This is a genomic window from Paracoccus sp. (in: a-proteobacteria) (assembly GCF_035556475.1).
GTDB lineage: Bacteria > Pseudomonadota > Alphaproteobacteria > Rhodobacterales > Rhodobacteraceae > Paracoccus.
Genome location: NZ_DATMFA010000020.1, coordinates 1 through 21518 on the forward strand (window position 1 = coordinate 1; position 21518 = coordinate 21518).

General features: G+C 66.1%; 24 protein-coding genes. 21 read left to right on the forward strand and 3 right to left on the reverse strand.

The features are described from left to right. Positions 1–8: 8 nt before the first annotated feature. From VNQ78_RS02535 to VNQ78_RS02575, 9 genes are all read left to right on the forward strand, one after another. Positions 9–164 carry a hypothetical protein gene (locus VNQ78_RS02535; RefSeq protein ID WP_325686316.1) on the forward strand — a complete coding sequence of 52 codons (156 nt, stop codon included), beginning with the start codon at positions 9–11 and terminating at the stop codon, positions 162–164. 1 nt (position 165) lies between these two features. After that, positions 166–372 carry a DUF1737 domain-containing protein gene (locus VNQ78_RS02540; protein ID WP_325686259.1) on the forward strand — a complete coding sequence of 69 codons (207 nt, stop codon included), beginning with the start codon at positions 166–168 and terminating at the stop codon, positions 370–372. Positions 373–780: 408 nt separating this feature from the next. Next, entirely contained in the window at positions 781–1173 is a 393-nt protein-coding gene (sdhC, locus tag VNQ78_RS02545; protein ID WP_325686261.1) for a succinate dehydrogenase, cytochrome b556 subunit, read from the forward strand. 14 nt (positions 1174–1187) lie between these two features. After that, entirely contained in the window at positions 1188–1577 is a 390-nt protein-coding gene (locus VNQ78_RS02550; protein WP_325686263.1) for a succinate dehydrogenase, hydrophobic membrane anchor protein, read from the forward strand. A gap of 9 nt (positions 1578–1586) precedes the next feature. Next, entirely contained in the window at positions 1587–3389 is a 1803-nt protein-coding gene (sdhA, locus tag VNQ78_RS02555) for a succinate dehydrogenase flavoprotein subunit (RefSeq protein WP_325686265.1), read from the forward strand. Beyond that, complete coding sequence (locus VNQ78_RS02560; protein ID WP_325686267.1) at positions 3389–3742, forward strand: hypothetical protein; 354 nt, start codon at positions 3389–3391, stop codon at positions 3740–3742. The genes sdhA and VNQ78_RS02560 overlap by 1 nt, the downstream gene beginning before the upstream one ends. A 106-nt stretch (positions 3743–3848) precedes the next feature. Then, on the forward strand, positions 3849–4943 hold the full coding sequence (locus VNQ78_RS02565; protein WP_325686269.1) for a glycosyltransferase: 1095 nt from the start codon (positions 3849–3851) through the stop codon (positions 4941–4943). 93 nt (positions 4944–5036) lie between these two features. Beyond that, a complete protein-coding gene (locus VNQ78_RS02570; RefSeq protein ID WP_325686271.1) occupies positions 5037–5816 on the forward strand; it encodes a succinate dehydrogenase iron-sulfur subunit in 780 nt (259 codons plus the stop codon). A 132-nt stretch (positions 5817–5948) separates the two neighbouring features. Next, a complete protein-coding gene (locus tag VNQ78_RS02575) occupies positions 5949–6107 on the forward strand; it encodes a hypothetical protein (protein ID WP_325686273.1) in 159 nt (52 codons plus the stop codon). Positions 6108–6294: 187 nt separating this feature from the next. Here VNQ78_RS02575 and VNQ78_RS02580 read toward each other — a convergent pair whose 3' ends face one another. After that, positions 6295–6987, reverse strand: a complete 693-nt coding sequence (locus VNQ78_RS02580) for a metal-dependent hydrolase (RefSeq protein WP_325686275.1) — start codon at positions 6985–6987, stop codon at positions 6295–6297. A 126-nt stretch (positions 6988–7113) separates the two neighbouring features. Here VNQ78_RS02580 and gatC point away from each other — a divergent pair, with 126 nt between their 5' ends. The 4 genes from gatC to VNQ78_RS02600 are packed head-to-tail and all read left to right on the forward strand — an operon-like array spanning position 7114 to position 10127. Continuing rightward, positions 7114–7401 (forward strand): Asp-tRNA(Asn)/Glu-tRNA(Gln) amidotransferase subunit GatC, encoded by a 288-nt coding sequence (gatC, locus tag VNQ78_RS02585; RefSeq protein ID WP_325686277.1) that lies wholly within the window; start codon positions 7114–7116, stop codon positions 7399–7401. Beyond that, positions 7398–8882: an Asp-tRNA(Asn)/Glu-tRNA(Gln) amidotransferase subunit GatA gene (gene gatA / locus VNQ78_RS02590; RefSeq protein WP_325686279.1), complete on the forward strand. Its 1485-nt coding sequence runs from the start codon at positions 7398–7400 to the stop codon at positions 8880–8882. The genes gatC and gatA overlap by 4 nt, the downstream gene beginning before the upstream one ends. A gap of 25 nt (positions 8883–8907) precedes the next feature. Then, on the forward strand, positions 8908–9501 hold the full coding sequence (locus VNQ78_RS02595; protein WP_325686281.1) for a hypothetical protein: 594 nt from the start codon (positions 8908–8910) through the stop codon (positions 9499–9501). After that, positions 9498–10127, forward strand: coding sequence for an N-acetylmuramoyl-L-alanine amidase (locus VNQ78_RS02600; protein ID WP_325686283.1), 630 nt, complete (start codon positions 9498–9500; stop codon positions 10125–10127). Before VNQ78_RS02595 ends, VNQ78_RS02600 begins: the two co-directional genes overlap by 4 nt. On the opposite strand, the gene VNQ78_RS02605 is transcribed toward VNQ78_RS02600, so the two are convergent. Beyond that, positions 10112–10888 carry a 23S rRNA (adenine(2030)-N(6))-methyltransferase RlmJ gene (locus VNQ78_RS02605; RefSeq protein WP_325686285.1) on the reverse strand — a complete coding sequence of 259 codons (777 nt, stop codon included), beginning with the start codon at positions 10886–10888 and terminating at the stop codon, positions 10112–10114. The genes VNQ78_RS02600 and VNQ78_RS02605 overlap by 16 nt on opposite strands. A 621-nt stretch (positions 10889–11509) precedes the next feature. Next, positions 11510–11737 carry a DUF1127 domain-containing protein gene (locus tag VNQ78_RS02610; protein ID WP_325686287.1) on the reverse strand — a complete coding sequence of 76 codons (228 nt, stop codon included), beginning with the start codon at positions 11735–11737 and terminating at the stop codon, positions 11510–11512. Between the two features lie 326 nt (positions 11738–12063). Here VNQ78_RS02610 and VNQ78_RS02615 point away from each other — a divergent pair, with 326 nt between their 5' ends. The 8 genes from VNQ78_RS02615 (at position 12064) to mraY (ending at position 21508) form a co-directional block, all read left to right on the forward strand. After that, on the forward strand, positions 12064–13185 hold the full coding sequence (locus VNQ78_RS02615; protein WP_325686288.1) for an Mrp/NBP35 family ATP-binding protein: 1122 nt from the start codon (positions 12064–12066) through the stop codon (positions 13183–13185). Between the two features lie 684 nt (positions 13186–13869). Further along, entirely contained in the window at positions 13870–14376 is a 507-nt protein-coding gene (gene mraZ / locus VNQ78_RS02620; RefSeq protein WP_325686290.1) for a division/cell wall cluster transcriptional repressor MraZ, read from the forward strand. A gap of 3 nt (positions 14377–14379) precedes the next feature. Next, positions 14380–15354, forward strand: a complete 975-nt coding sequence (rsmH, locus tag VNQ78_RS02625) for a 16S rRNA (cytosine(1402)-N(4))-methyltransferase RsmH (RefSeq protein ID WP_325686292.1) — start codon at positions 14380–14382, stop codon at positions 15352–15354. Then, entirely contained in the window at positions 15354–15743 is a 390-nt protein-coding gene (ftsL, locus tag VNQ78_RS02630; RefSeq protein WP_325686294.1) for a cell division protein FtsL, read from the forward strand. Before rsmH ends, ftsL begins: the two co-directional genes overlap by 1 nt. After that, positions 15740–17545, forward strand: a complete 1806-nt coding sequence (locus tag VNQ78_RS02635) for a penicillin-binding protein 2 (protein ID WP_325686296.1) — start codon at positions 15740–15742, stop codon at positions 17543–17545. Before ftsL ends, VNQ78_RS02635 begins: the two co-directional genes overlap by 4 nt. Positions 17546–17559: 14 nt before the next feature. Then, positions 17560–19044: a UDP-N-acetylmuramoyl-L-alanyl-D-glutamate--2,6-diaminopimelate ligase gene (locus VNQ78_RS02640; RefSeq protein WP_325686298.1), complete on the forward strand. Its 1485-nt coding sequence runs from the start codon at positions 17560–17562 to the stop codon at positions 19042–19044. Further along, positions 19041–20426, forward strand: coding sequence for a UDP-N-acetylmuramoyl-tripeptide--D-alanyl-D-alanine ligase (locus VNQ78_RS02645; protein ID WP_325686300.1), 1386 nt, complete (start codon positions 19041–19043; stop codon positions 20424–20426). Before VNQ78_RS02640 ends, VNQ78_RS02645 begins: the two co-directional genes overlap by 4 nt. Beyond that, positions 20426–21508 carry a phospho-N-acetylmuramoyl-pentapeptide-transferase gene (mraY, locus tag VNQ78_RS02650; RefSeq protein WP_325686302.1) on the forward strand — a complete coding sequence of 361 codons (1083 nt, stop codon included), beginning with the start codon at positions 20426–20428 and terminating at the stop codon, positions 21506–21508. Before VNQ78_RS02645 ends, mraY begins: the two co-directional genes overlap by 1 nt. Positions 21509–21518: the final 10 nt, after the last annotated feature.

Sequence of the window (21518 nt, forward strand, 5' to 3'; positions counted from 1 at the left end):
TGGCCGAGATGGTGGCGATCAACCGCGCCCAGCCCGACTGGACCCCGCCAGCCGGACCCTTCCCGGTGCGCAAGGAAATCATGGCCGTGGTTGGCGCGGTCATCGTCATGCTGGTGGTGGGGCTGATCCACCGCTTGCTGGGTTACAACCCGTTCGGAGCCTGAAATGTCCAAGATCTACCGCCTGCTGACCGAGGACGACACCTCGGCCTTTTGCCACAAGGTCAGCCTTGCCTTGTCGAAAGGGTGGGAACTCCACGGCGCGCCCTCGATCGCCTTCGATGCAGGACGCGGCGTCATGCGCTGCGCACAGGCGGTCACGAAAGAGATCGAGGCCGATTACCACCCCGACATGAAGCTGGGCCAGCAATAGGATCAGCACGCCCGCGTCTTTCACCGTTGCCCAAATACCCTGCGACGTCTGCAAGGGGAGGTGCGGCCGGATCGTCTAGCGGGCAGGGTGGTGACATGCGGCCTCGGCCAGCGCGGCACCCCCGAATCCGCTACCCGGGCGGCAAAGATGAGGGAATCGCTAGGGAACCGCGTCGCGACCGGCGGGCGTATCGTGATACCGCAATCATTTCCCCCGATCGCGGCAAAGCGTGATCACAGGCCATTCCTGCGTGATCACAAAGGTTAGAAATTTCCCTCATTCCCCCTTTCGTCTGGTCGCGAACCGTGACAGATGCGACAAAACGACTAGAAGCAAACCCAATTTCTCGGCCAGCCCTTGCCGCCAGCCGCCGTGCTGTGAGGGCCCCTGAACGCAGGAGAGCACACCATGGCTGACGTCAACCGGGGCAACCGGCCGCTGTCACCGCATCTGCAGGTCTATCGCCTGCCACTCGCCGCCGTCACTTCGATCATGACCCGGATCACCGGTCATGCGCTGGTTGCCGGCATCGTGCTGATCGTCTGGTGGCTTGTCGCCGCCGTCGCCTCGCCCGGCGCATTTGCCTGCGCCGATTGGGTGATGCGGTCCTGGCTGGGCTTCATCATCCTGACCGGGTCGATGTGGGCGCTCTGGTATCACATGCTGGCCGGCATCCGGCACCTGTTCTACGACGCGGGCTACGGCCTCGAGATCGAGCAGGCCGAGCGTTCCAGCCAGGCGCTGATCGCGGGTTCGGTCCTCCTGGCCATTCTGACCCTGATCATCTTCTTCCTGTTCTGAGGAAAGGCGGCATCATGCGTTATCTTACCCCCCGCAAATCCGCCGTCGGTCTGGGCGCGGCCCATGAAGGGACGCAGCACCACTGGCAGATGACCGTCAGCGCCGTCGCCCTGGCGATCCTGACGCCCCTTTTCATGATCACCATCGCCTGCGCCATCGGGCTGCCGCGCGAATTGGTGGTGGCCTATTTCGGCCGTCCGCTGCCGGCGCTGATCACCGGGCTTTTCGTCATCGTGGGCATGGTGCACTTCATCAAGGGCACGCGCATCATGATCGACGACTATTGCCACGGCTGGACGCGCAAGGCCGCGATCATCCTTTCCGCCATCTTCGGCTGGGCGGTCATCGCCGCCGCCGTCTACGCGCTGGTCCGCATGGGCCTTGGCGCGATCATCGTGCTCTGAGGTTCCGCCATGGCTGATTACAAATACGAAACTCACGATTATGACGTGGTTGTCGTCGGCGCCGGCGGTGCAGGTCTGCGCGCGACGCTGGGCATGGCCGAGCAGGGCCTGCGCACCGCCTGCGTGACCAAGGTGTTCCCGACGCGCTCGCATACCGTGGCCGCGCAGGGCGGCATCGCGGCCTCGCTGTCGAACATGGGCCCGGACAACTGGCAGTGGCATATGTATGACACCGTCAAGGGCTCGGACTGGCTGGGCGATACCGACGCGATGGAATACCTTGCGCGCGAAGCCCCGAAGGCGGTCTACGAGCTTGAGCATTACGGCGTGCCCTTCTCGCGCACCGAGGAAGGCAAGATCTACCAGCGCCCGTTCGGCGGCCACACGACCGAATTCGGCGAAGGCCCGCCCGTCCAGCGCACCTGTGCGGCGGCGGACCGGACTGGCCACGCCATCCTTCACACGCTTTACGGGCAGTCGCTGAAGGAAAAGGCCGAGTTCTTCATCGAATATTTCGCCCTCGACCTGATCATCACCGATGGCAAATGCACCGGCGTCGTCTGCTGGAAGCTGGATGACGGCACCATGCATGTCTTCAACGCCAAGATGGTGGTGCTGGCGACCGGCGGCTATGGCCGCGCCTATTTCTCGGCCACCTCGGCCCATACCTGCACCGGCGACGGCGGCGGCATGGTGGCGCGTGCGGGCCTGCCGCTTCAGGACATGGAATTCGTGCAGTTCCACCCGACCGGCATCTATGGCTCGGGCTGCCTGATCACCGAAGGGGCGCGCGGCGAAGGCGGCTACCTCACGAACTCGGAAGGCGAGCGGTTCATGGAACGCTATGCCCCGACCTACAAGGATCTGGCCAGTCGCGACGTGGTTTCGCGCTGCATCACGCTGGAGATCCGCGAGGGTCGCGGCGTGGGCGAGCACAAGGACCATATGTTCCTGAACCTGCAGCACCTGCCGCCGGAATCGCTGGCCGAGCGTCTGCCGGGCATCTCGGAATCGGCCCGGATCTTTGCCGGCGTCGATGTGACGCGCGAGCCGATCCCGATCCTGCCGACGGTCCATTACAACATGGGCGGCATTCCGACGAACTACTGGGGCGAGGTGCTGAACCCGACCGAGGACGCGCCGGACGGCGTCTTCCCCGGCCTGATGGCAGTGGGCGAGGCCGGCTGCGCCTCGGTCCACGGCGCGAACCGTCTTGGTTCCAACTCGCTCATCGACCTCGTGGTCTTTGGTCGTGCCGCCGCGATCCGCGCCGGTCAGGTCATCGACCGCGAAGCGCCGATCCCGACGACGAACGTGGAATCGGTGCAGAACGCGCTCGACCGCTTCGACCGCATCCGCTTTGCCGATGGCGGCATCCCGACCGCGGAATTGCGGCTTGAGATGCAGCGGACCATGCAGGCCGATGCCGCCGTCTTCCGCACCGACAAGACGCTGGCCGAAGGCGTCGACAAGATGCGCGACATCGCGGCCAAGATGAACGACCTCAAGGTCACCGACCGCAGCCTGATCTGGAACAGCGACCTGATGGAAACGCTGGAACTGACCAACCTGATGCCGAACGCGCTGGCGACCATCGTCGCTGCCGAGGCGCGCAAGGAAAGCCGCGGCGCCCATGCCCATGAGGACTGGCCCGAGCGGGATGATGCCAACTGGCGCAAGCACTCGCTTGCATGGATCGAAGGCAACGATGTTAAACTGGCCTATCGGCCCGTTCACCTCGAACCTCTGACCACGCAAGAGGAAGGCGGGATCGATTTGAAGAAAATCGCACCCAAAGCGAGGGTTTATTGATGCGTCTTCCCCTGATCATGACTGCCGCCGCGCTGGCCCTTTCGGGCTGCGTGGTCCAGAACCCGGCGGGGGCACCCGTGCCCGCGCCGGTGCCGGTGCCTTCGGTCTCGCCGGACGCGGCCGCCCGCTCGAACGCGCGGGTCGTCGTCAACCGCGAGATGGCGCGCCGCCTGCCGGGCGCCAATGTCGCGCCCTATACCGACTGCGTGATGCAGAACGCGACCTCGGCTGAACTGGCCACGATCGCGGATTCCGCGACCAGCGCCAGCGGCACGGTCGCCTCGATCGTCAGCCGGCCGACGACCACGCAATGCATCGCCGGTGCCGCAGCCGCGGCCAAGGGCGCTGCCTGATGTGCCCTCGCGGCGCGCTTGGCCTTCAGACCCCCGCGATGCCGGGGGCGATGGCCTGCGCGCCGATACTTTCTGTGCCGGGCGCTGATGGGGTGGAGGGCTAGCCATGTCGCTTGTTGCCACCCTTCGCCGCCTCGGCGGTCGTGTCGCGCGGGAAGCCGCGCTTTATCCGGCAGCTGTCAGGGGCCGGCGCGCGACCCGCCGGATCGCCTTCCTGCCCAGCGACGCCCGTGTGCAATCAAGCATGCTGCGCGCCTATAATATCGCGGGAGAGCTTGAAAAGCAGGGTTGGGCCACGCTGGTCGTGCCCAAGCAACTGACGCTGGCGCAGCGCCGCCGCCTGCTTGCGACGTTCCGCCCGGACATGGTGGTCGTCCAGCAATGCCGCCATCCGCTGAACCGCCTGGTCCATGTCAGGGAATGGCCCTTCGTTCTCGACATCGACGATGCCGATTTTCTTGACCCAACGCTGGGAGACGCGCTGGAGGACATGGCCCGCCACGCCTCGGGCGTCATCTGCGGCAGCCGCTATATCCGCGACTGGGCGGCGCAGTTCTCGCGCAACCCCGTGGTGATCTGGACCACGACCCCGATCACGCCGCGTGCGTTTGTCGAGGCCGGCCTGCGCGAACCGATCGTGACCTGGGCGCAATCCTCGCCGCTGGGCTATCCGGGCGAACTCGCCTTCGTGGCCGAGGTGATGAGGGGGGTGGCCCGACTGCGTGGTGGCGTGCGCCTGCGTCTCTATGGCTGGGACGGACCCCGCGACCATCCCGCGCTGACCGCGATGGCCGGGGACGGGGTCAAGGTCGAACTTCTGCCCTTCATGCCCTACGAGGCTTTCATCGCCTCGCTCGGCAGCGCCGCCGTGGGCCTCTCCCCCATCGTCCCCGAGGGGTTCAGTCGGGGCAAGTCCTTCGGCAAGATCCTTGCCTATCTGGACGCCAAGGTGCCGGTGATCTGCAGCGACGAGGTCGATCACAGCCTGTTCTTTACCGGGAAATCCGGGGTGGTCAGCAATGATCCGGGGGATTGGATCGCCGCGATCGCCCGCCTTCTCGAGGAACCCCGGGCGCGCACGGCAATGGCCGAGGCCGCCTATGCCGACTATACGCGCCGGCTGTCCACGGGCACGGGCGGGCGGCTGACATTCGAATATCTGAGCGGGCTGCTCGGGCGCGAGATGCGTCCGGCAGTCTGAAGAAACCGTCCGCTGCGGCCAGATGGCCACCAGCGGCCAGCAACACGAGCCAGTCGGCATTGGCCGAACAGACGAGCCAAGGAAGAGGTCAAGATGGTCCAGTTCAACCTTCCCAAGAACTCCCGTATCCGGGTCGGCAAGACCTGGCCGAAGCCCGAGGGCAAGAATGTCCGCCGCTTCAACATCTATCGCTGGGACCCGGATACCGGCGAGAACCCGCGGATCGACACCTATTTCATCGACCTCGACAAATGCGGCCCGATGGTTCTGGACGCGCTGATCAAGATCAAGAACGAGATCGACCCGACGCTGACCTTCCGCCGCTCCTGCCGCGAGGGGATCTGCGGCTCCTGCGCGATGAATATCGACGGCGGCAACCGTCTGGCCTGCATCTTCGGCATCGACGAAGTTACGGGCAAGGATGTGAACATCTACCCGCTGCCGCATATGCCGGTGGTGAAGGATCTGATCCCCGACCTGACCCATTTCTATGCGCAGCACGCCTCGGTGAACCCCTATCTGATTACCGAGACGCCGACCCCCGACAAGGAATGGCGCCAGTCGATCGAGGACCGCAAGAAACTCGACGGCCTCTATGAATGCGTGATGTGCGCCTCCTGCTCGACCGCCTGCCCGAGCTACTGGTGGAACGGTGACCGCTACCTCGGCCCGGCGGCTTTGCTGCACGCCTATCGCTGGATCATCGATTCGCGCGACGAGGCGACCGGCGAGCGTCTGGATGCGCTTGAGGACCCCTTCAAGCTTTATCGCTGCCACACGATCATGAACTGCACGAACACCTGCCCCAAAGGCCTGAACCCTGCCAAGGCGATCGCCTCCATCAAACACATGATGGTCGACCGCATCGTCTGATTTGCCTTCAGGGCATGGCCGCTATGCCGGCCTGAACCGCTTTACGCCGCGTCGCTGCACTGGAAAATGCTGCGGCGCGGCGTTATTTCGCGGGCAGGGAGAGATTGACATGATCCGACCCCGGAGAGCCCGATGAGCAAGACCGATCCGCAAGCCCGCAACCTGACCGTCCTGAAACCCGTCGCCGACAAAACCACGACCGAGGCTCAGGCTGTTCTCGAGCAGATGCTTGGCTATTTCAGCTTCGAGCCCGCGCCGCTCGAACGCGCCGATGAGCGCCTCGCCGCCTGATCGCGGCAAAAAGTCCTTGAACGATGATGGCGCGGCTTGCCAGCCGCGCCTTTGCCGTTTCCACCCTGCGACGCCGCCTTGGCTTCAGCGTTGCAATGGGTATTTGTGAAACGGTGAAAACTCACGCGGGGCTTGCGATCTTCACCGTTTTCCAAATACCCATGCGGCCTATTCACAGGCGAAGCGGTTAGAGGTTGATCGGTTCCATCACCACCGGCTCGATGACCTCGACGCCCGGCAGTCCCTCCCGCAGAGCATCGGCATTTTGCTCGAGCAGCGGGAAGGTCTTGTAGTGGCAAGGGATCACCGTCTTGAAATCGAAGTATTTCTTCGCCGCCCAGGCCGCCCGCTTCATGTCCATGGTGAAATGGCCGCCTGCGCAGAGGATGCCGATATCGGGTTGGTGATATTCGCCCATCCAGCCCATGTCGGCCATGATGTCGGTATCGCCCGAGACATAGATCACGTGGCCTTCGCCCGCGATCATGTAGCCGGATTCGTGGCCGGCATAGACCGGGCCTTCATTGCCTTCGAAGGACGAGGAATGCGAGGCGTTGACCATGGTCACCTTGGCGCCGTCGAGGTCGACCGTGCCGCCCTTGTTGAAGCCGATGCCGTGGATGGACTGGTGCGTCTGCCAGGTGCTGACAAGGTCGTAGATGCCGACGACGGGGATATTCAGCTCGCGCGCGATGGTCAGGGTGTCGCCGGTATGGTCGCCATGACCATGTGTCAGAAGGATATGGGTGGCGCCTTCGATCGCCCGGTCACGCTCATTGTCGGGGAAGGAGGGATTCCCCGAGAGCCAGGGGTCGATCAGGATCACGGCCCGTTCGATTTCAAGCCGGAATCCGGAATGGCCAAGCCAGGTCAGTTTCATGGGATGCTCCTTTTTCGATGGGCGCATCCTGCCAAGCCGGCGGCGGCGCGTAAAGTTCCCCAACGGGTCGCGCTTGCCCCGCACCGGCGCGGGCGGTAAACCCTCGGCCAAGCGAAAGGAACCCCCATGTCGATCACAGAGGATGAAGCCCGCAAGGTCGCGCATCTGGCGCGCATCGCGGTCGATGATGCCGACCTGCCGGCGCTCGCGCAGGAGTTGAACGGCATTCTGCATTTCATGGAACAGCTGAACGAAGTCGATGTCGAGGGCGTCGAGCCGATGACCGGCGTCGAGCCCATGCGTCTGAAGCGGCGCGAGGACATCGTGACGGATGGCGAGATGCAGGACCTGATCCTGAAGAATGCGCCCGATGCGCGCGAAGGCTTCTTTGCCGTGCCGAAGGTGGTGGAATGAGCGATCTGAACAAACTGACCATTGCCGGTGCCCGCGATGCGCTGGCCAAGGGCGAGGTGAGCGCGGTCGAATTGACCGAGGCCTGCATTGGCGCGATCGACGCCTCAGGCGCGCTGAATGCCTTTGTCCATGACACGCCCGACCTCGCGCGGGACATGGCGAAGGCTGCCGATGCCCGGATCAAGGCGGGCGATGCAGCACCCCTGACCGGTATTCCGGTGGGCGTGAAGGATCTTTTCTGCGTCAAGGGCGTGCCCTCGCAATCGGCGAGCCGCATTCTCGAGGGCTTCCTGCCGCAATATGAATCGACCGTGACCCGCAACCTCTGGGATCAGGGCGCGGTCATGCTGGGCAAGCTGAACCAGGACGAGTTCGGCATGGGCTCCTCGACCGAGAACAGCGTCTATGGCGCGACCGTCAATCCGTGGAAGCTGGAGGACGGGGTTTCCCGCACTGCGGGCGGCTCCTCGGGCGGCTCGGCGGCGGCGGTGGCGGCCGACCTTTGCCTTGCGGCGACCGCGACCGATACCGGCGGCTCGATCCGCCAGCCCGCGGCCTTCACCGGCACCGTGGGCCTGCGCCCGACCTATGGCCGGGTCAGCCGCTGGGGCGTGATCGCCTATGCCTCGTCGCTGGATCAGGCCGGGCCGATCACCAAGACGGTGCGCGATGCCGCGATCATGCTGGGCGCCATGGCCTCGGTCGATCCGAAGGATTCGACCAGCGCCGATCGTCCGGTCCCGGATTACGAGGCGGCGCTGACCGGTGATATCCGCGGCAAGAAGATCGGCATTCCCCGCGAATACCGCATCGAGGGCCTGTCGGACGAGATCGACGGCCTCTGGTCCAGGACCGCCGAGATGCTGAAGGATGCCGGGGCCGAAATCGTCGATATCAGCCTGCCGCATGCGAAATATGCGCTGCCCGCCTATTACGTCATCGCGCCGGCCGAGGCGTCCTCGAACCTCGCGCGCTATGACGGCGTCCGCTATGGCCGTCGCGCCAAGCTGGGGCAGGGCGATGGTGTCGTCGAGATGTATGAAAAGACCCGCGCCGAAGGCTTTGGCCGCGAGGTTCAGCGCCGGGTGATGATCGGCACCTATGTGCTGTCGGCCGGCTTCTACGACGCCTATTACAACCGCGCCCGCAAGGTGCGCGCGCTGATCAAGCGCGATTTCGACCAGGCCTATGCTGGCGGTATCGACGCGATTCTGGCGCCGACGACCCCCAGCGCGGCCTTTGGCCTTGGCACCGCGAACAAGGGCGATCCGGTCGAGATGTATCTGAACGACGTCTTTACCGTGACGCTGAACCTTGCCGGGCTGCCCGGAATCTCGGTTCCGGTCGGGCTGGACAAGCAGGGTTTGCCGCTTGGAATGCAACTGATCGGCCGCCCCTGGGACGAGGCGGGGCTGTTGAACCTTGCGCAAGCCCTGGAAACTGCGGCAGGCTTCACGGCGAAACCCGCGCACTGGTGGTAGGCGCAGAGAACTGGGAGTGTGCTTGATGCGGAAACTCGCGACGCTGGGAATGCTTGCCTCTGCCCTGACGCTGGCGGCTTGCGCCGAGAATACGGGCTGGAACCCGAATTACAGCGCGATCAACAACGGTTCGGGCTATTCGAAGTATCTCAGAGAGCGCGAGGCCGCCTTGCACGGCACCGGTCCGGTTCCGCAGGCCATTCCGATTCAGTTGCCGGCGCATGCGCCTTCGGTGCTGGATGTGGGCGGCACGCCGACCTCGACCACACCGGCCAAGGTTCAGATCGGAACGGTGGCGACGGCCAAGCCCAGCGGCGGCAAGCCCAGCGGCGCGATGCCGGTGACGACCAGCGGCCCCTATGCCGGGACGACACCGGTTCTGGTGCGCTATGCCTATGAGCAGAAGCAGAATCCGGGCAATACGATCTACAAGCGGACCGGCGGTTCGGTCGCGCAGGCGGCGCGGATCTGCAGCACCTATCCCTCGACCGATGCGGCGCAGCGTGGTTTCATCGCGCAGGGCGGGCCGCTGATCGACCCGAAGGGCATGGACCCGGATGGTGACGGCTATGTCTGCGGCTGGGATCCGCGCCCGGTGCGTCAGCAGAACGGGCTTTGAGCCTTTCACCCAATCACGGCGACCGGCGCGGACAGCGGCCGGAGCTGATCGTTCTGCATTATACCGGCATGGCAGATGGCGCGTCGGCCCGCGCCCGGCTTTGCGATCCGGTGGCCGAGGTTAGTGCGCATTGGCTGGTCCATGAGGACGGGCTGACCGAGGCGCTGGTGCCCGAGGACCGGCGGGCATGGCACGCGGGCGCCGGAAGCTGGCAGGGGCGTGACGATGTCAATTCGCGCTCGATCGGGATCGAGCTGGTCAATCCGGGCGACCGGCCCTTTCCAGAACCGCAGATGGCGGCGCTGGAGGCCTTGCTGCGTAGTGTGATGGCGCGATGGGGTATTCCGCCGGAGGGCGTGATCGCCCATTCCGACATGGCGCCCGGCCGAAAGGTTGACCCAGGCCCGCGCTTCGACTGGTTGAGGCTGGCGCGACAGGGTTTGGCAATCTGGCCCGAGGCGGGGGGCGATGACCTGCCGCTGTCGCAAAGCCTTGCCCGGATCGGCTATCCCGAAACCGCCACCACGCTGGCGGCATTCCGGTTGCGTTTCCGGCCCGGCGCGAGCGGACCCGAGGATGCCGAGGATCGAAGGCTGGCCGCCGCGCTGGCCTATAGCCGCGCGTAAAGCGCCTCGATGCGGCGGGCCTCTTCCTCCAGCCCGTAAGGCGGGTTGATGACGAACATCCCCGATCCGACCATGCCGTGGCCGGGACGCGCGGGGGGAAAGCGCACCTCGGAGATCAGGGCCTCGGGATGGTCGCGGCGCAATGCCTCGACCATCGGTTTCTGCCGGTCGTCCGTCAGAATCGGATACCAGAGCGCGATGACGCCCACGTTCCATTTCCGCGCAATCTGGGCGATGTGGCGCGGCACCGCGTCGTAATCGGCCTTGACCTCGTAGCTGGGGTCGATCAGCAGCAGCCCCCGCCGCGGCGTGGGTGGGCAGACGGCCTTCGCCATCGCGAAGCCGTCCTGCCGGTGCAGATGCGCGAAACCGCCGACGCGGGACAGCGCCTCATGCTCGGCCGGGTGCAGCTCGGCCAGATGGGCCTCGTCCTCGGGGCGCAGGAAATAGCGGGCGATCAGGGGCGAGCCGGGATAGGCGTCCGGCCCGTGCAGACGGCGGATCTGGTCCAGCGCGCCCAGCAGCGGGTGATCGGCGGGCAGCCAGTCCTCGGCCAGCGCCCGGCCGATACCGGCGCGCGCCTCGCCCGTCTTTTCCGATTCCGGCCCGGCAAGGTCATATAGCCCGCGCCCGGCATGGGTTTCGAGATAGCTCAGCGGCTTTGGCTTGGCGGTCAGGTAGTCGAGCATCCACGCAAGCAGCGCGTGCTTCTGCAGGTCGGCCAGATTCCCGGCATGATAGGCGTGCTGATAGGACAACATGTCCTGCGAATATCCGGCCTGACTGAAAATGAAAAGCGGCGGTGCCCAGGGAGGAGGAGGGGCACCGCCGCGGAACGCTGGCCCAGGGAGGAGGAGGGGCCGCGTATGAGGCGCGGCGATGGCAGGGAGGAGGAGCCATTCACCGCTAGCTGACGACCCCAGGGAGGAGGAGGGGGCCATCGCATTCCATGTTCCCGACCGAAGGTTTTTGGCGGCACCCTCAGGGAGGAGGGGAGGGCGCCGCCAGAACCGCAAAGCCCAGGGAGGAGGAGGGCTTCGCCGTGTCGGTTGGCGGCTTCCCCAGGGAGGAGGAGGGGGAAAGCCGCCGGAACCGTGAAACCCAAGGGAGGAGGAGGGTTTCACCGTATCTGGTCGGCGGCGCCCTCAGGGAGGAGGAGAGGGGCGCCGCCTGAACTGCAAGGCCCAGGGAGGAGGAGGGGCCTTACGGTATGAGATCGGTGGCACCCTCAGGGAGGAGGAGGAAGGTGCCACCTGAACCGCGAAGCCCAGGGAGGAGGAGGGGCTTCACCGTATTAGAGCGGCGACATCCTCAGGGAGGAGGAGGAGGATGTCGCCTGAACCCGGACCCAAGGGAGGAGGAGTGGGTCGGGTATTCTATTCTTACTTCGTACCCCAGGCGGCTTCGTAAGCCACACCCCGGATCATCGAGCGGTTGATCCCCAGATCGGCAAGCTCGCGACCGGACAGGTCGTTCAGCTCGCGCACGGTCTGGCGATACAGCGCACGGCGTGCAAGGTAATCGCGCAGGTCAGCGATCAGGTTCCCGAAGCGGCCTTCGGTGGCCCGGCTGCGATGGGCAGCGTCATGATTCAGATCGAGAACAGCCATTTCACACACTCTACTTTATCGGTCTAAGCTTCGGTCGTCGTTGCCGTCGCTTTGTTAGGGCGAACATGCGCTTTTCGCTGCGTTTGCACAATAGACGGAGGTGCGATGCTGCTATGCAGAAATCGAATAGCTGTTGAAAATCGTGGTCACAAACGGTTCATAATCCTTGGTTTTTTGAAATGGCTTAGGGTCAGTGTCAATAAAACCGGGATAATCCACGACAAGTTGCGTGGGGATTCAGCGGTTTATATTCCGGGCGGCCCGGACGCCTTGCCGAGCGGGTTTGAACTTGCGATGCTGCCCGCGCTTTGAATACGGGGGTTGCCATGGCCATATCACGAGAAGTTGTGCTTTCCGAACTGCAACAAATAGCGGTTCCGGGGGGCGGAAATCTGGTCTCGGCCGACCTTGTCCGGGCGCTCGCGATCGAAGAGGGCACGGTTCGATTCGTCATCGAGGCCAGCGATGCCGCCGCCGCGCGCGCCCTTGCCCCGGCCGAAGCCGAGGCGCGCCGCCGCCTTGGCGCCATCCCCGGCGTCGAGAAGGTCCAGATCGTGATGACGGCGCCGGCCGGTCCGCGGCAGGCGCCGCAGGCAGGTGCGGAGGTGGTCGCGCGATCGGGCGCGGCAGCGGGCGCCGAACCCCCCAGCCTCAAGATAGGCCGGCATCCGACGCCGCAGGCTGGTCCGGCGCCGGTCAGCGGGGTCGCGCGGATCCTTGCCATCGGTTCGGGCAAGGGCGGGGTCGGCAAGTCGACCCTGACCTCGAACCTCGCGGTGGCGTTGGCGCGGGCCGGGCGGCGGGTCGGGTTGCTGGACGCCGATATCTATGGCCCCTCGCAACCGAGGATGCTGGGGCTGACCGGCCAGAAGCCCATCAGCGACGGCCAGATGATCGAGCCGCTGCGCGCCCATGGCGTCACCGTCATGTCGCTTGGCCTGATGATGAAGGAGGGCGAGGCGGTCGTCTGGCGCGGTCCCATGCTGATGGGCGCGCTGCAGCAGATGCTCAATCAGGTGAAATGGGGCGAGCTTGACGTGCTGCTGGTCGATCTGCCGCCGGGAACCGGCGATGTGCAGCTTTCCCTGTGCCAGAAGGCGCAGGTGTCGGGGGCGATCATCGTCTCGACCCCGCAGGACGTGGCCCTGATCGACGCGCGCCGCGCCATCGACATGTTCAACAAGCTGAAGACGCCGGTTCTTGGCCTGGTCGAGAACATGTCCACCTATATCTGCCCCAATTGCGGGCATGAGGCGCATCTTTTCGGTCATGGCGGCGTCGCCACCGAGGCGCAGCAACTGGGACTGCCCTTCCTGGGCGAGATCCCTCTGGATCTGGAGGTGCGGTTGGCCGGCGATGCGGGCACGCCCGTCGCGGCGACCGAGGGGCCGGTGGCGGATGCCTTCGCCCGACTGGCGGCGCGGCTGATCGACGGCGGGATGGCCTGAGCCGCCCGATTGCCGGGATTGTCGAAAGGGGCCTGTCGCGGCCCCTTTTTCTATTCAGGCGTGTGCGGGGCTCGCCTGGGATTTCATGGGAAAGCCCCCGAATCCACGAATCACTCTGCCGTGAGCCGACGTGAGGCCCAGCATTTTCTGACGAATCGCGAGGGAGACGGTTGGCCCTAATAGCGGTTTCACGGGCCGAGGGCAGGGGAGTCAGAGCGGTTTCCGGGGAATTGTGGGATTTCTGCCGCACTTCATCGAGGATACCATATCTAGTAGTCTGATCGCGATGAACTTCCATCCCTTCCCTTGACGACATTTCTGCGACTTTTCGTTCGATGCCTGTTCTCGGGCAAAGAACCGCTCTCGCCCCGATTGCGCCCTAACAAACCCATTGCGTCCCATGCATTCCCATGTCATCCCTTTGATCACGGAAACGGGCTCAAGGGGCATCAAGACCCCGAAGGCGAAAAGCAGGCTTCATACAGGCACCCGCTTTCCGAACATGCTTCTGTGGCGCGCGAGCAGCACCTCCCCCAGGTGGCGCAAACACAGGGCACGATCCCCGAAACTACGGGGCCCAGAGATGGGAACGAGGGCGGCGGATCGGGCAGTGGCAGCAGCCCGATCCGCCCTTTCCTTTTCGGGACACCGGAAAGGCCGGGACAGTGGAAGGAGTGCGGGCCCGTGGCGCGCAGGTTCAGAGGATCCGAGGAGGTCAAGGTCGACGCGAAAGGTCGCGTTTCGATCCCGGCCAAGTTCCGCCGGGTCTTCGAGGCATCCGATCCCGACTGGTCCGCCGGCAAGCGCCCCCAGCTCGTCATCGTCTATGGCACGCGCGACTGGAAGCATCTGCAACTTTTCACCGTCGAGGCGATGGACGACATCGACGCCCAGATCTCGCGTCTGGGTCGCGGCAGCGCCGAGCGGAACCTGCTGGAAAACATCTATCACGGCCATGCGGAAGAGGCCGAGATCGACGGCGATGGCCGTCTGGTCCTGGCGCAGAAGCTGCGCGAGAAGATCGGCCTTGCCGACAGCGCCTTCTTCATCGCCGCCGGCGACAGCCTGAAGGTCTGGACCCCCGAGAGTTACGAGACCGAGGAGCGCCGCCTCGAGGAGCTGGTGCCCGATTTCGAGCCGGGCGCGGATCCGCTGTCGCTGCTGGCCGCGGCCGAGAAGGGCGAGGGCTAGGCGATGTCCACAATGGATGATCCCCATGTTCCCGTCCTGCTTGGCCCGCTTCTGCGGGCCGTTGCGCCTGTGGCCGGAACCTGGATCGACGGCACTTTCGGCGCCGGTGGCTATTCGCGTGGCCTGCTTGCGCAGGGTGCGGACCGCGTCATCGGCATCGACCGCGACCCTTCGGTCTTTCGCATGGCGGCGGCATGGGCTGGCGAATATGGCGACCGGCTGCGGCTGGTCGAGGGCACGTTCTCGGACATGGACCGGCTTGCGGGCGAGCAGGTCGATGGCGTCGTCCTCGACCTTGGGGTCAGCTCGATGCAGCTCGATCAGGCCGAGCGGGGCTTTTCCTTCCTGCGCGACGGGCCGCTCGACATGCGGATGGGCGGCACCGGTCCGACCGCCGCCGAACTGCTGAACGCCGCCCCGGAAGCGGTCATTGCCGACGTGCTTTACCTTTACGGCGAGGAGCGCGCCTCGCGCCGCATCGCGAAGGCGATCGTGGCCGCGCGCCCGCTGACCCGGACCGGGCAGCTTTCCGACATCATCTCCGGCTGCCTGCCGCGCCCGAAACCGGGGCAGAGCCATCCCTCGACCCGCGCGTTTCAGGCGATCCGCATCTGGGTCAATGACGAATTCGGCCAGCTGGTCGCAGGTCTTGCCGCGGCCGAGCGCGCCTTGCGCCCCGGTGGCAAGCTGGCCGTGGTCAGCTTCCATTCGCTCGAGGACCGGATCGTCAAGCGCTTCATGCAGGCGCGCTCGAACAGCGCCGGCGGTGGCAGCCGCTATGCGCCCGAGGTCGTGCAATCCGAGGCCGCCTTCCGGCTGCCCTTCCGCCGCGCCATCGGCCCGGACGATGCCGAAATGGCCGCCAATCCCCGCGCGCGCTCGGCCCTGCTCCGGGTCGGGATCCGCACCTCGGCCCCGCCGGGCGGCGTCGATCCCGAGGCGTTGGGGCTTCCGCGGCTGGATGAAAGGGGCAAGTGATGCGATCGGTCCTCTACCTGCTGACGACATTGCTGGTAATGGGGATGGCTTTCTGGGCCTATCGCGAGAATTACAGCACCCAGGCCGCCCTGACGGACATGGTCAAGGTCCAGCGCGAAATCGCGGCCCTGCGCGAGGATCTGGGCGTGCGCCGCGCCGAATGGGCCTATCTGAACCGCCCCGAGCGCCTGCGCGAGCTGGTGAACCTGAATTTCGAGAAGCTGAAGCTCGTCCCGTTCAATGCCGAGCAATTTGTCGATGTTCGGCAGGTGGCCTTCCCGCTTCCCAAGGCCCCGCCGGCCGCCGATCCGGCGGGATTGCCCGATGGCGTCCCCGTTGAACGCCCCGCCGGGTTCCCGCCGCTCAGACCACAGGAGAGGACGCCATGATCCGCACCCCCCTGCGCCCGCTGGCGCGCATCCTCCGCGCCCGCGAAAAGGGCGAGAATCCCGACGCGATCGAGGCCGAGAACCGCGCCCAGCGTCACGCCGTCATTCAGGACGGCGCCCGCAGCCGGGCCGAGGGGCGGCTTTTCATCCTCGCGCTGGCCTTTGTCGGCGCTTTCGGCGTGGTCGGCCTCAGGATGGGCGCGCTGGCGGCGACCCAGCCCAGCGAGCCGCAGATGCAGGTCACGGGCGCGCAGATCATCTCGCAGCGGGCCGACATCACGGACCGGCACGGGCGGGTGCTGGCGACGAACCTGCTGACCCATTCGCTTTATGCCCATCCCCGCCAGATGGTCGATCCGAACGGCGCGGCCGAGAAGCTGGCCGCGATCTTTCCCGATCTCAAGGTCGACCGGCTGAAGGAGGATTTCTCGGGCAAGCGCAGCTTCCTCTGGATCAAGAAGAAGATCTCGCCCGAGCAAATGCAGGCCGTCCATGACATTGGCGAGCCGGGCCTGCTTTTCGGCCCGCGCGAGATGCGGCTTTACCCGAACGGGCGCATTGCCAGCCATATCCTCGGCGGCTCGACCTTCGGCAAGGAGGATGTGGCCAGCGCCGAGGTCGTCGGCGTCGCGGGTGTCGAGAAGGCCTTCGACCGCTGGCTGCGCGATCCCGCGAATGACGGCGCGCCGCTGACGCTCTCGCTCGACCTGACCGTGCAGTCGGCGATGGAGGAGGTGCTGTCGAACGGCATGAAGGTGATGAACGCCAAGGGTGCGACCGGCATCGTCATGGAGGTTCATACCGGCGAGATCGTCGCGATGGCGAGTCTGCCCGATTTCGACCCCAATGACCGTCCCCGGCCGCTGCTCAAGGGCGATCCCTCGGACAGCCCGCTGTTCAACCGCGCGGTTCAGGGGCAATACGAGCTTGGCTCGACCTTCAAGATCTTTCCGGTGGCGCAGGCGATCGACCTGAAGCTGGTCAGCCCGACCACCATGATCAACGCCAATGCGCCGCTTCGGATCGGCAAATACCTGATCAACGAGTTCCGCAACCACAATTACGGCACGCTGACCGTCACGGATATCATCGTGAAATCCTCGAACGTCGGCACGGTGCGGGTGGCGCAGATCCTTGGCGCGGACCGGCAGAAGGACTTCCTCGAGAAGCTGGGCTTCTTCGAGCCGACCACGGTGGAGCTGAGCGAAGGCCCGACCGGCAAGCCGCTGGTGCCGCGCCGCTGGCCGGCCGTCACCTCGGCGACGGTCGCCTTCGGGCACGGGCTGGCGGCAAGCCCGCTGCACCTCGCCTCGGCCTATGCGACTGTCGCGAATGGCGGCAAACGCGTGAAGCCCACGCTGGTCCATGACCGCAACCGCCGCGAGGGCGAGCAGATCCTGTCGGCCGAAGCCGCCCGGACCGCCGTGCAGCTGCTGCGTCAGGTCGTGGTCCGAGGGAGCGGCCGCAGCGCCAATGTCGAAGGTTATGAGGTCGCGGGCAAGACCGGCACCGCCGACAAGCCGCGCCCGACCGGCGGCTATTACGGCAACAAGGTGGTTTCGACCTTCTCCTCGGTCTTTCCGGCCAGCGACCCGAAATATGTGGTCGTCGTCTCGCTGGACGAGCCCACCTCGGTCAAGGGCGGCGGCGAGAGTCGCACCGCGGGCATGACCGCAGCACCCGTGGCCGGAGAGGTGATCCGCCGCGTCGCCCCCCTGCTGGGCCTGCGCCCGCTGACCGATCAGCCCCTTCCCGTGGTTGAACGGCCTCTGGTGGATGGGCTAAAGCTCGTCTCGAACTGAGATATGGGGTTTTCGTGACTGACAGGGCGATGCGGCTGTCCCTTCTGGGGCTTCGGGGGGACAAGGGGCGCGACCCCGAGGTGACGGGAATTTCGCTCGACTCGCGCGATGTCAGGCCGGGGCACATGTTCGCGGCGCTGCCCGGATCGACGGTGCATGGCGGAGAGTTCATCCAATATGCGCTGCGTCAGGGGGCCTCCGCTATCCTGACCGACCGGCAGGGGGCCGAGATCGCGGCAGCCGAACTTGCCGGCGCCGATGCGGCGCTGGTCATTGCCGAAGACCCGCGCGCGGTTCTGGCCGCGGCGGCGGCCCTGTGGTTCGCCGCGCAGCCCGAAACCATGGTCGCGATTACCGGCACCTCGGGCAAGACCTCGGTTGCGACCTTCACCCGGCAGATCTGGCAGGCGCTTGGGCACAAGGCGATCAGCCTCGGCACCATGGGTGTTCAGGGCGATTACGAGGCGAAGCTTGCCCATACCACGCCCGATCCCCTGACGCTCCATCGCGTTCTGGCCGAGGCGGCGGCCGCGGGCGTCACCCATGCCGCGATGGAGGCGTCCTCGCATGGGCTGGACCAGCGCCGGCTGGACGGCGTGCGGCTGAAGGCCGGGGCCTTCACGAATTTCAGCCAGGACCATCTGGATTACCACAAGGACTTCGATTCCTATTTCGCCGCCAAGGCGCTGCTTTTCGATCATGTGCTGGAGGAAGGCGCCGGCGCGGTCGTCAATATCGACGACGCCCGCGGCCGCCAGATCGCCCAGATCGCCCGCGCGCGCGGCCTGAAGCTGATGACCGTCGGGCGCGACGGGGCGGCCGATCTGCGCATCCTGGGCCAGCGTTATGACGCCACCGGCCAGGATCTGCGCTTTTCCTGCAAGGGGCAGGCGCATCTGGTCCGCCTGTCCCTGATCGGCGGCTTCCAGGCCGAGAACGTGCTGGCCGCCGCCGGCCTTGCCATCGCCGCCGGCGACGAGCCCGAGCGCGTGATCGAGACACTGCCGGGGCTTGTCACCGTGCGCGGCCGGATGGAGCTGGCCGCGATGCGCGAGAACGGCTCGGTCGTCTTTGTCGATTACAGCCACAAGCCCGGGGCGTTGGCCTCGGCGCTGCAATCGCTGCGCCCGCATGTGATGGGCCGGATCGTCGTCGTCTTCGGCGCGGGCGGCGACCGCGACCGGCTGAAGCGCCCCCTGATGGGCGAGGCGGCGCGCGAATTTGCCGATGTCGTCTTCGTCACCGACGACAACCCCCGCTCGGAAGACCCCGCCGCGATCCGGGCCGAGGTTCTGGCCGGCGCCGGACCCGACGCGATCGAGGTCGGCGACCGGGCCGAGGCGATCCTGCGCGGGGTCGATGCGCTCCAACCCGGCGACGCGCTGCTGATCGCGGGCAAGGGGCATGAGACCGGCCAGATCATCGGCCATGACATCTATCCCTTTGACGACGCGGAACAGGCCTCGGTGGCCGTCGCGGCACTGGACGGCAGAATATGAGCTTATGGACCTCGCAGGAGGCCGTCGCCGCGACCGGCGGGCGCGCCACGCGTGATTTCGCGGTCACGGGCGTGTCGATCGACACCCGCACCATCCGGCCGGGCGATCTGTTCGTTGCGCTCGCGGCGGCGCGGGACGGGCATGACTTCGTGGCGCAGGCGCTTGCGGCAGGCGCGGGCGCCGCGCTGGTCAGCCGCATCCCCGAGGGCGTCGCCCCCGACGCGCCGCTGCTGATCGTGCCCGAGGTGCTTTCCGCGCTCGAGGCATTGGGCCGCGCCGGCCGCGCCCGGATGGGCGGCAAGGTCATCGGCATCACCGGATCGGTCGGCAAGACCTCGACCAAGGAAATGGCGCGCATCGCGCTTGCCGGGCAGGGCCGGATCCATGCCGCCGAGGCCAGCTACAACAACCATTGGGGCGTGCCGCTGACGCTGGCGCGAATGCCCGCGGATACTGATTTCGCCATCATCGAGATCGGCATGAATCACCCCGGAGAGATCGAGCCGCTGGCCCGCCTCGCCCGCCCGCATGTCGCGATGATCACCACCGTCGCCGCCGCCCATCTGGAAGCCTTCGGCGCGATCGAAGGCATCGCGCGCGAAAAGGGCGCGATCTTTCGCGGCCTGACGCAGCCCGGAACCGCCATCATCCCCGAGGATTTGCCGGTGACGCAGATCCTGCGCGACCTCGCGGACGAGGCGGGGGCCATCGTCATCGGCTTCGGTCAGCAGGGCATGGCGCGCCCGGTCAAGGCCACGACCGAAGAGGGGGTGACGCAGGTGCGCGCCCGCGTGTTGGGCGACACGGTCGACTTCACGCTGGCCAGCGCCGGTACCCATTTCGTGATGAACGCGGTCGGCGTCCTTGCGGCGCTGTCGGCGGCCGGGGCGGATCTCGCGGCCGCCGCGCGCGCGCTCTCCGACTGGCGGCCCCCGCTCGGGCGCGGCGCCGTCGAGGATCTGGGCGGCATCCGCCTGATCGACGACGCCTATAATTCCAACCCGACCTCGCTTTCCGCCGGGCTTGCGACGCTGGCGCGCCTGACCGGCGGGCGGCGCGTCGCGATCCTCGGCGACATGCTGGAACTCGGACCCGATGAAATCGCCATGCACCGCGCCATCGCCGATGATCCCGCGATGGCGGCGGTGGATCTGGTTCATACCGCCGGGACGCGGATGCGCGCCCTCCACGACGCGCTCCCCGAGGCGCGGCGAGGCTTTCACGCGGCGACCGCCGAGGAGCTTGCGCGGCAAGCCGCCGAACTCGTCGCGCCCGGCGATATCGTGCTGGTCAAGGGGTCCAAATCCTCGAAAGTTTCGACGGTGGTTGACGCGCTGCGGCGAAGGCTGCAAAGCACGCCGCCTGGCGAAAGGACTGAGTAATGCTCTATTGGCTTGCGACCCTCTCTGACGGTGGCGATTTCTTCAACCTTTTCAGGTATATCACATTCCGGGCCGGAGGGGCGTTCTTCACCGCGCTGATCTTCGGCTTCATGTTCGGCCGTCCGCTGATCGACCTTTTGCGCCGCAAGCAGAAAAAGGGCCAGCCGATCCGGGACGACGGGCCGCAGAACCACTTCTCCAAGGCGGGGACGCCGACCATGGGGGGGCTCCTGATCCTCGCGGCGCTGATCGTCGGAACCCTGCTCTGGGCGCGGCTCGACAACGGTTATGTCTGGATCGTGCTGATGGTCACGCTGGGCTTCGCGGCGATCGGCTTTGCCGATGACTATGCCAAGGTCACCAAGCAGCACCATGCCGGGCTCTCCGGCCGCGTCCGGCTGCTGATCGGCCTGATCATCGCCGCCGCCGCCGCGGTCGCCGCCGCCTGGCTGCATCCCGCAGCACTCAGCGGCCAGCTCGCCTTGCCGTTCTTCAAGGACGCGCTGATCAATCTCGGCATCTTCTATGTGCCCTTCTCGGTCCTGGTGATCCTCGGCGCGGCCAATGCGGTCAACCTCACCGACGGGCTGGACGGCCTCGCGATCATGCCGGTGATGATCGCCGCCGCCACCTTCGCGGTCATCGCCTATATGGTCGGCAACGCCAATTTTGCGAATTACCTCGGCGTCCATTTCGTCCCCGGCACCGGCGAACTCGCAGTCTTCGTCGCGGCGCTGATCGGCGGCGGCCTCGGGTTTCTCTGGTATAACGCCCCACCCGCGGCGGTCTTCATGGGCGATACCGGCTCGCTCGCCCTCGGCGGCGCGCTCGGCGCCATCGCCGTCGTCACCAAGCATGAGGTCGTCCTCGCCATCGTCGGCGGCCTCTTCGTGGTCGAGGCGCTTTCGGTCATCATCCAGGTCCTCTACTTCAAGCGCACCGGCCGCCGCGTCTTCCTGATGGCCCCGATCCACCACCATTTCGAAAAGAAGGGCTGGGGCGAGGCGCAGATCGTCATCCGCTTCTGGATCATCGCGCTCATCCTCGCGCTGATCGGCCTCGCGACCCTCAAGCTGCGTTGATCCCCTCACC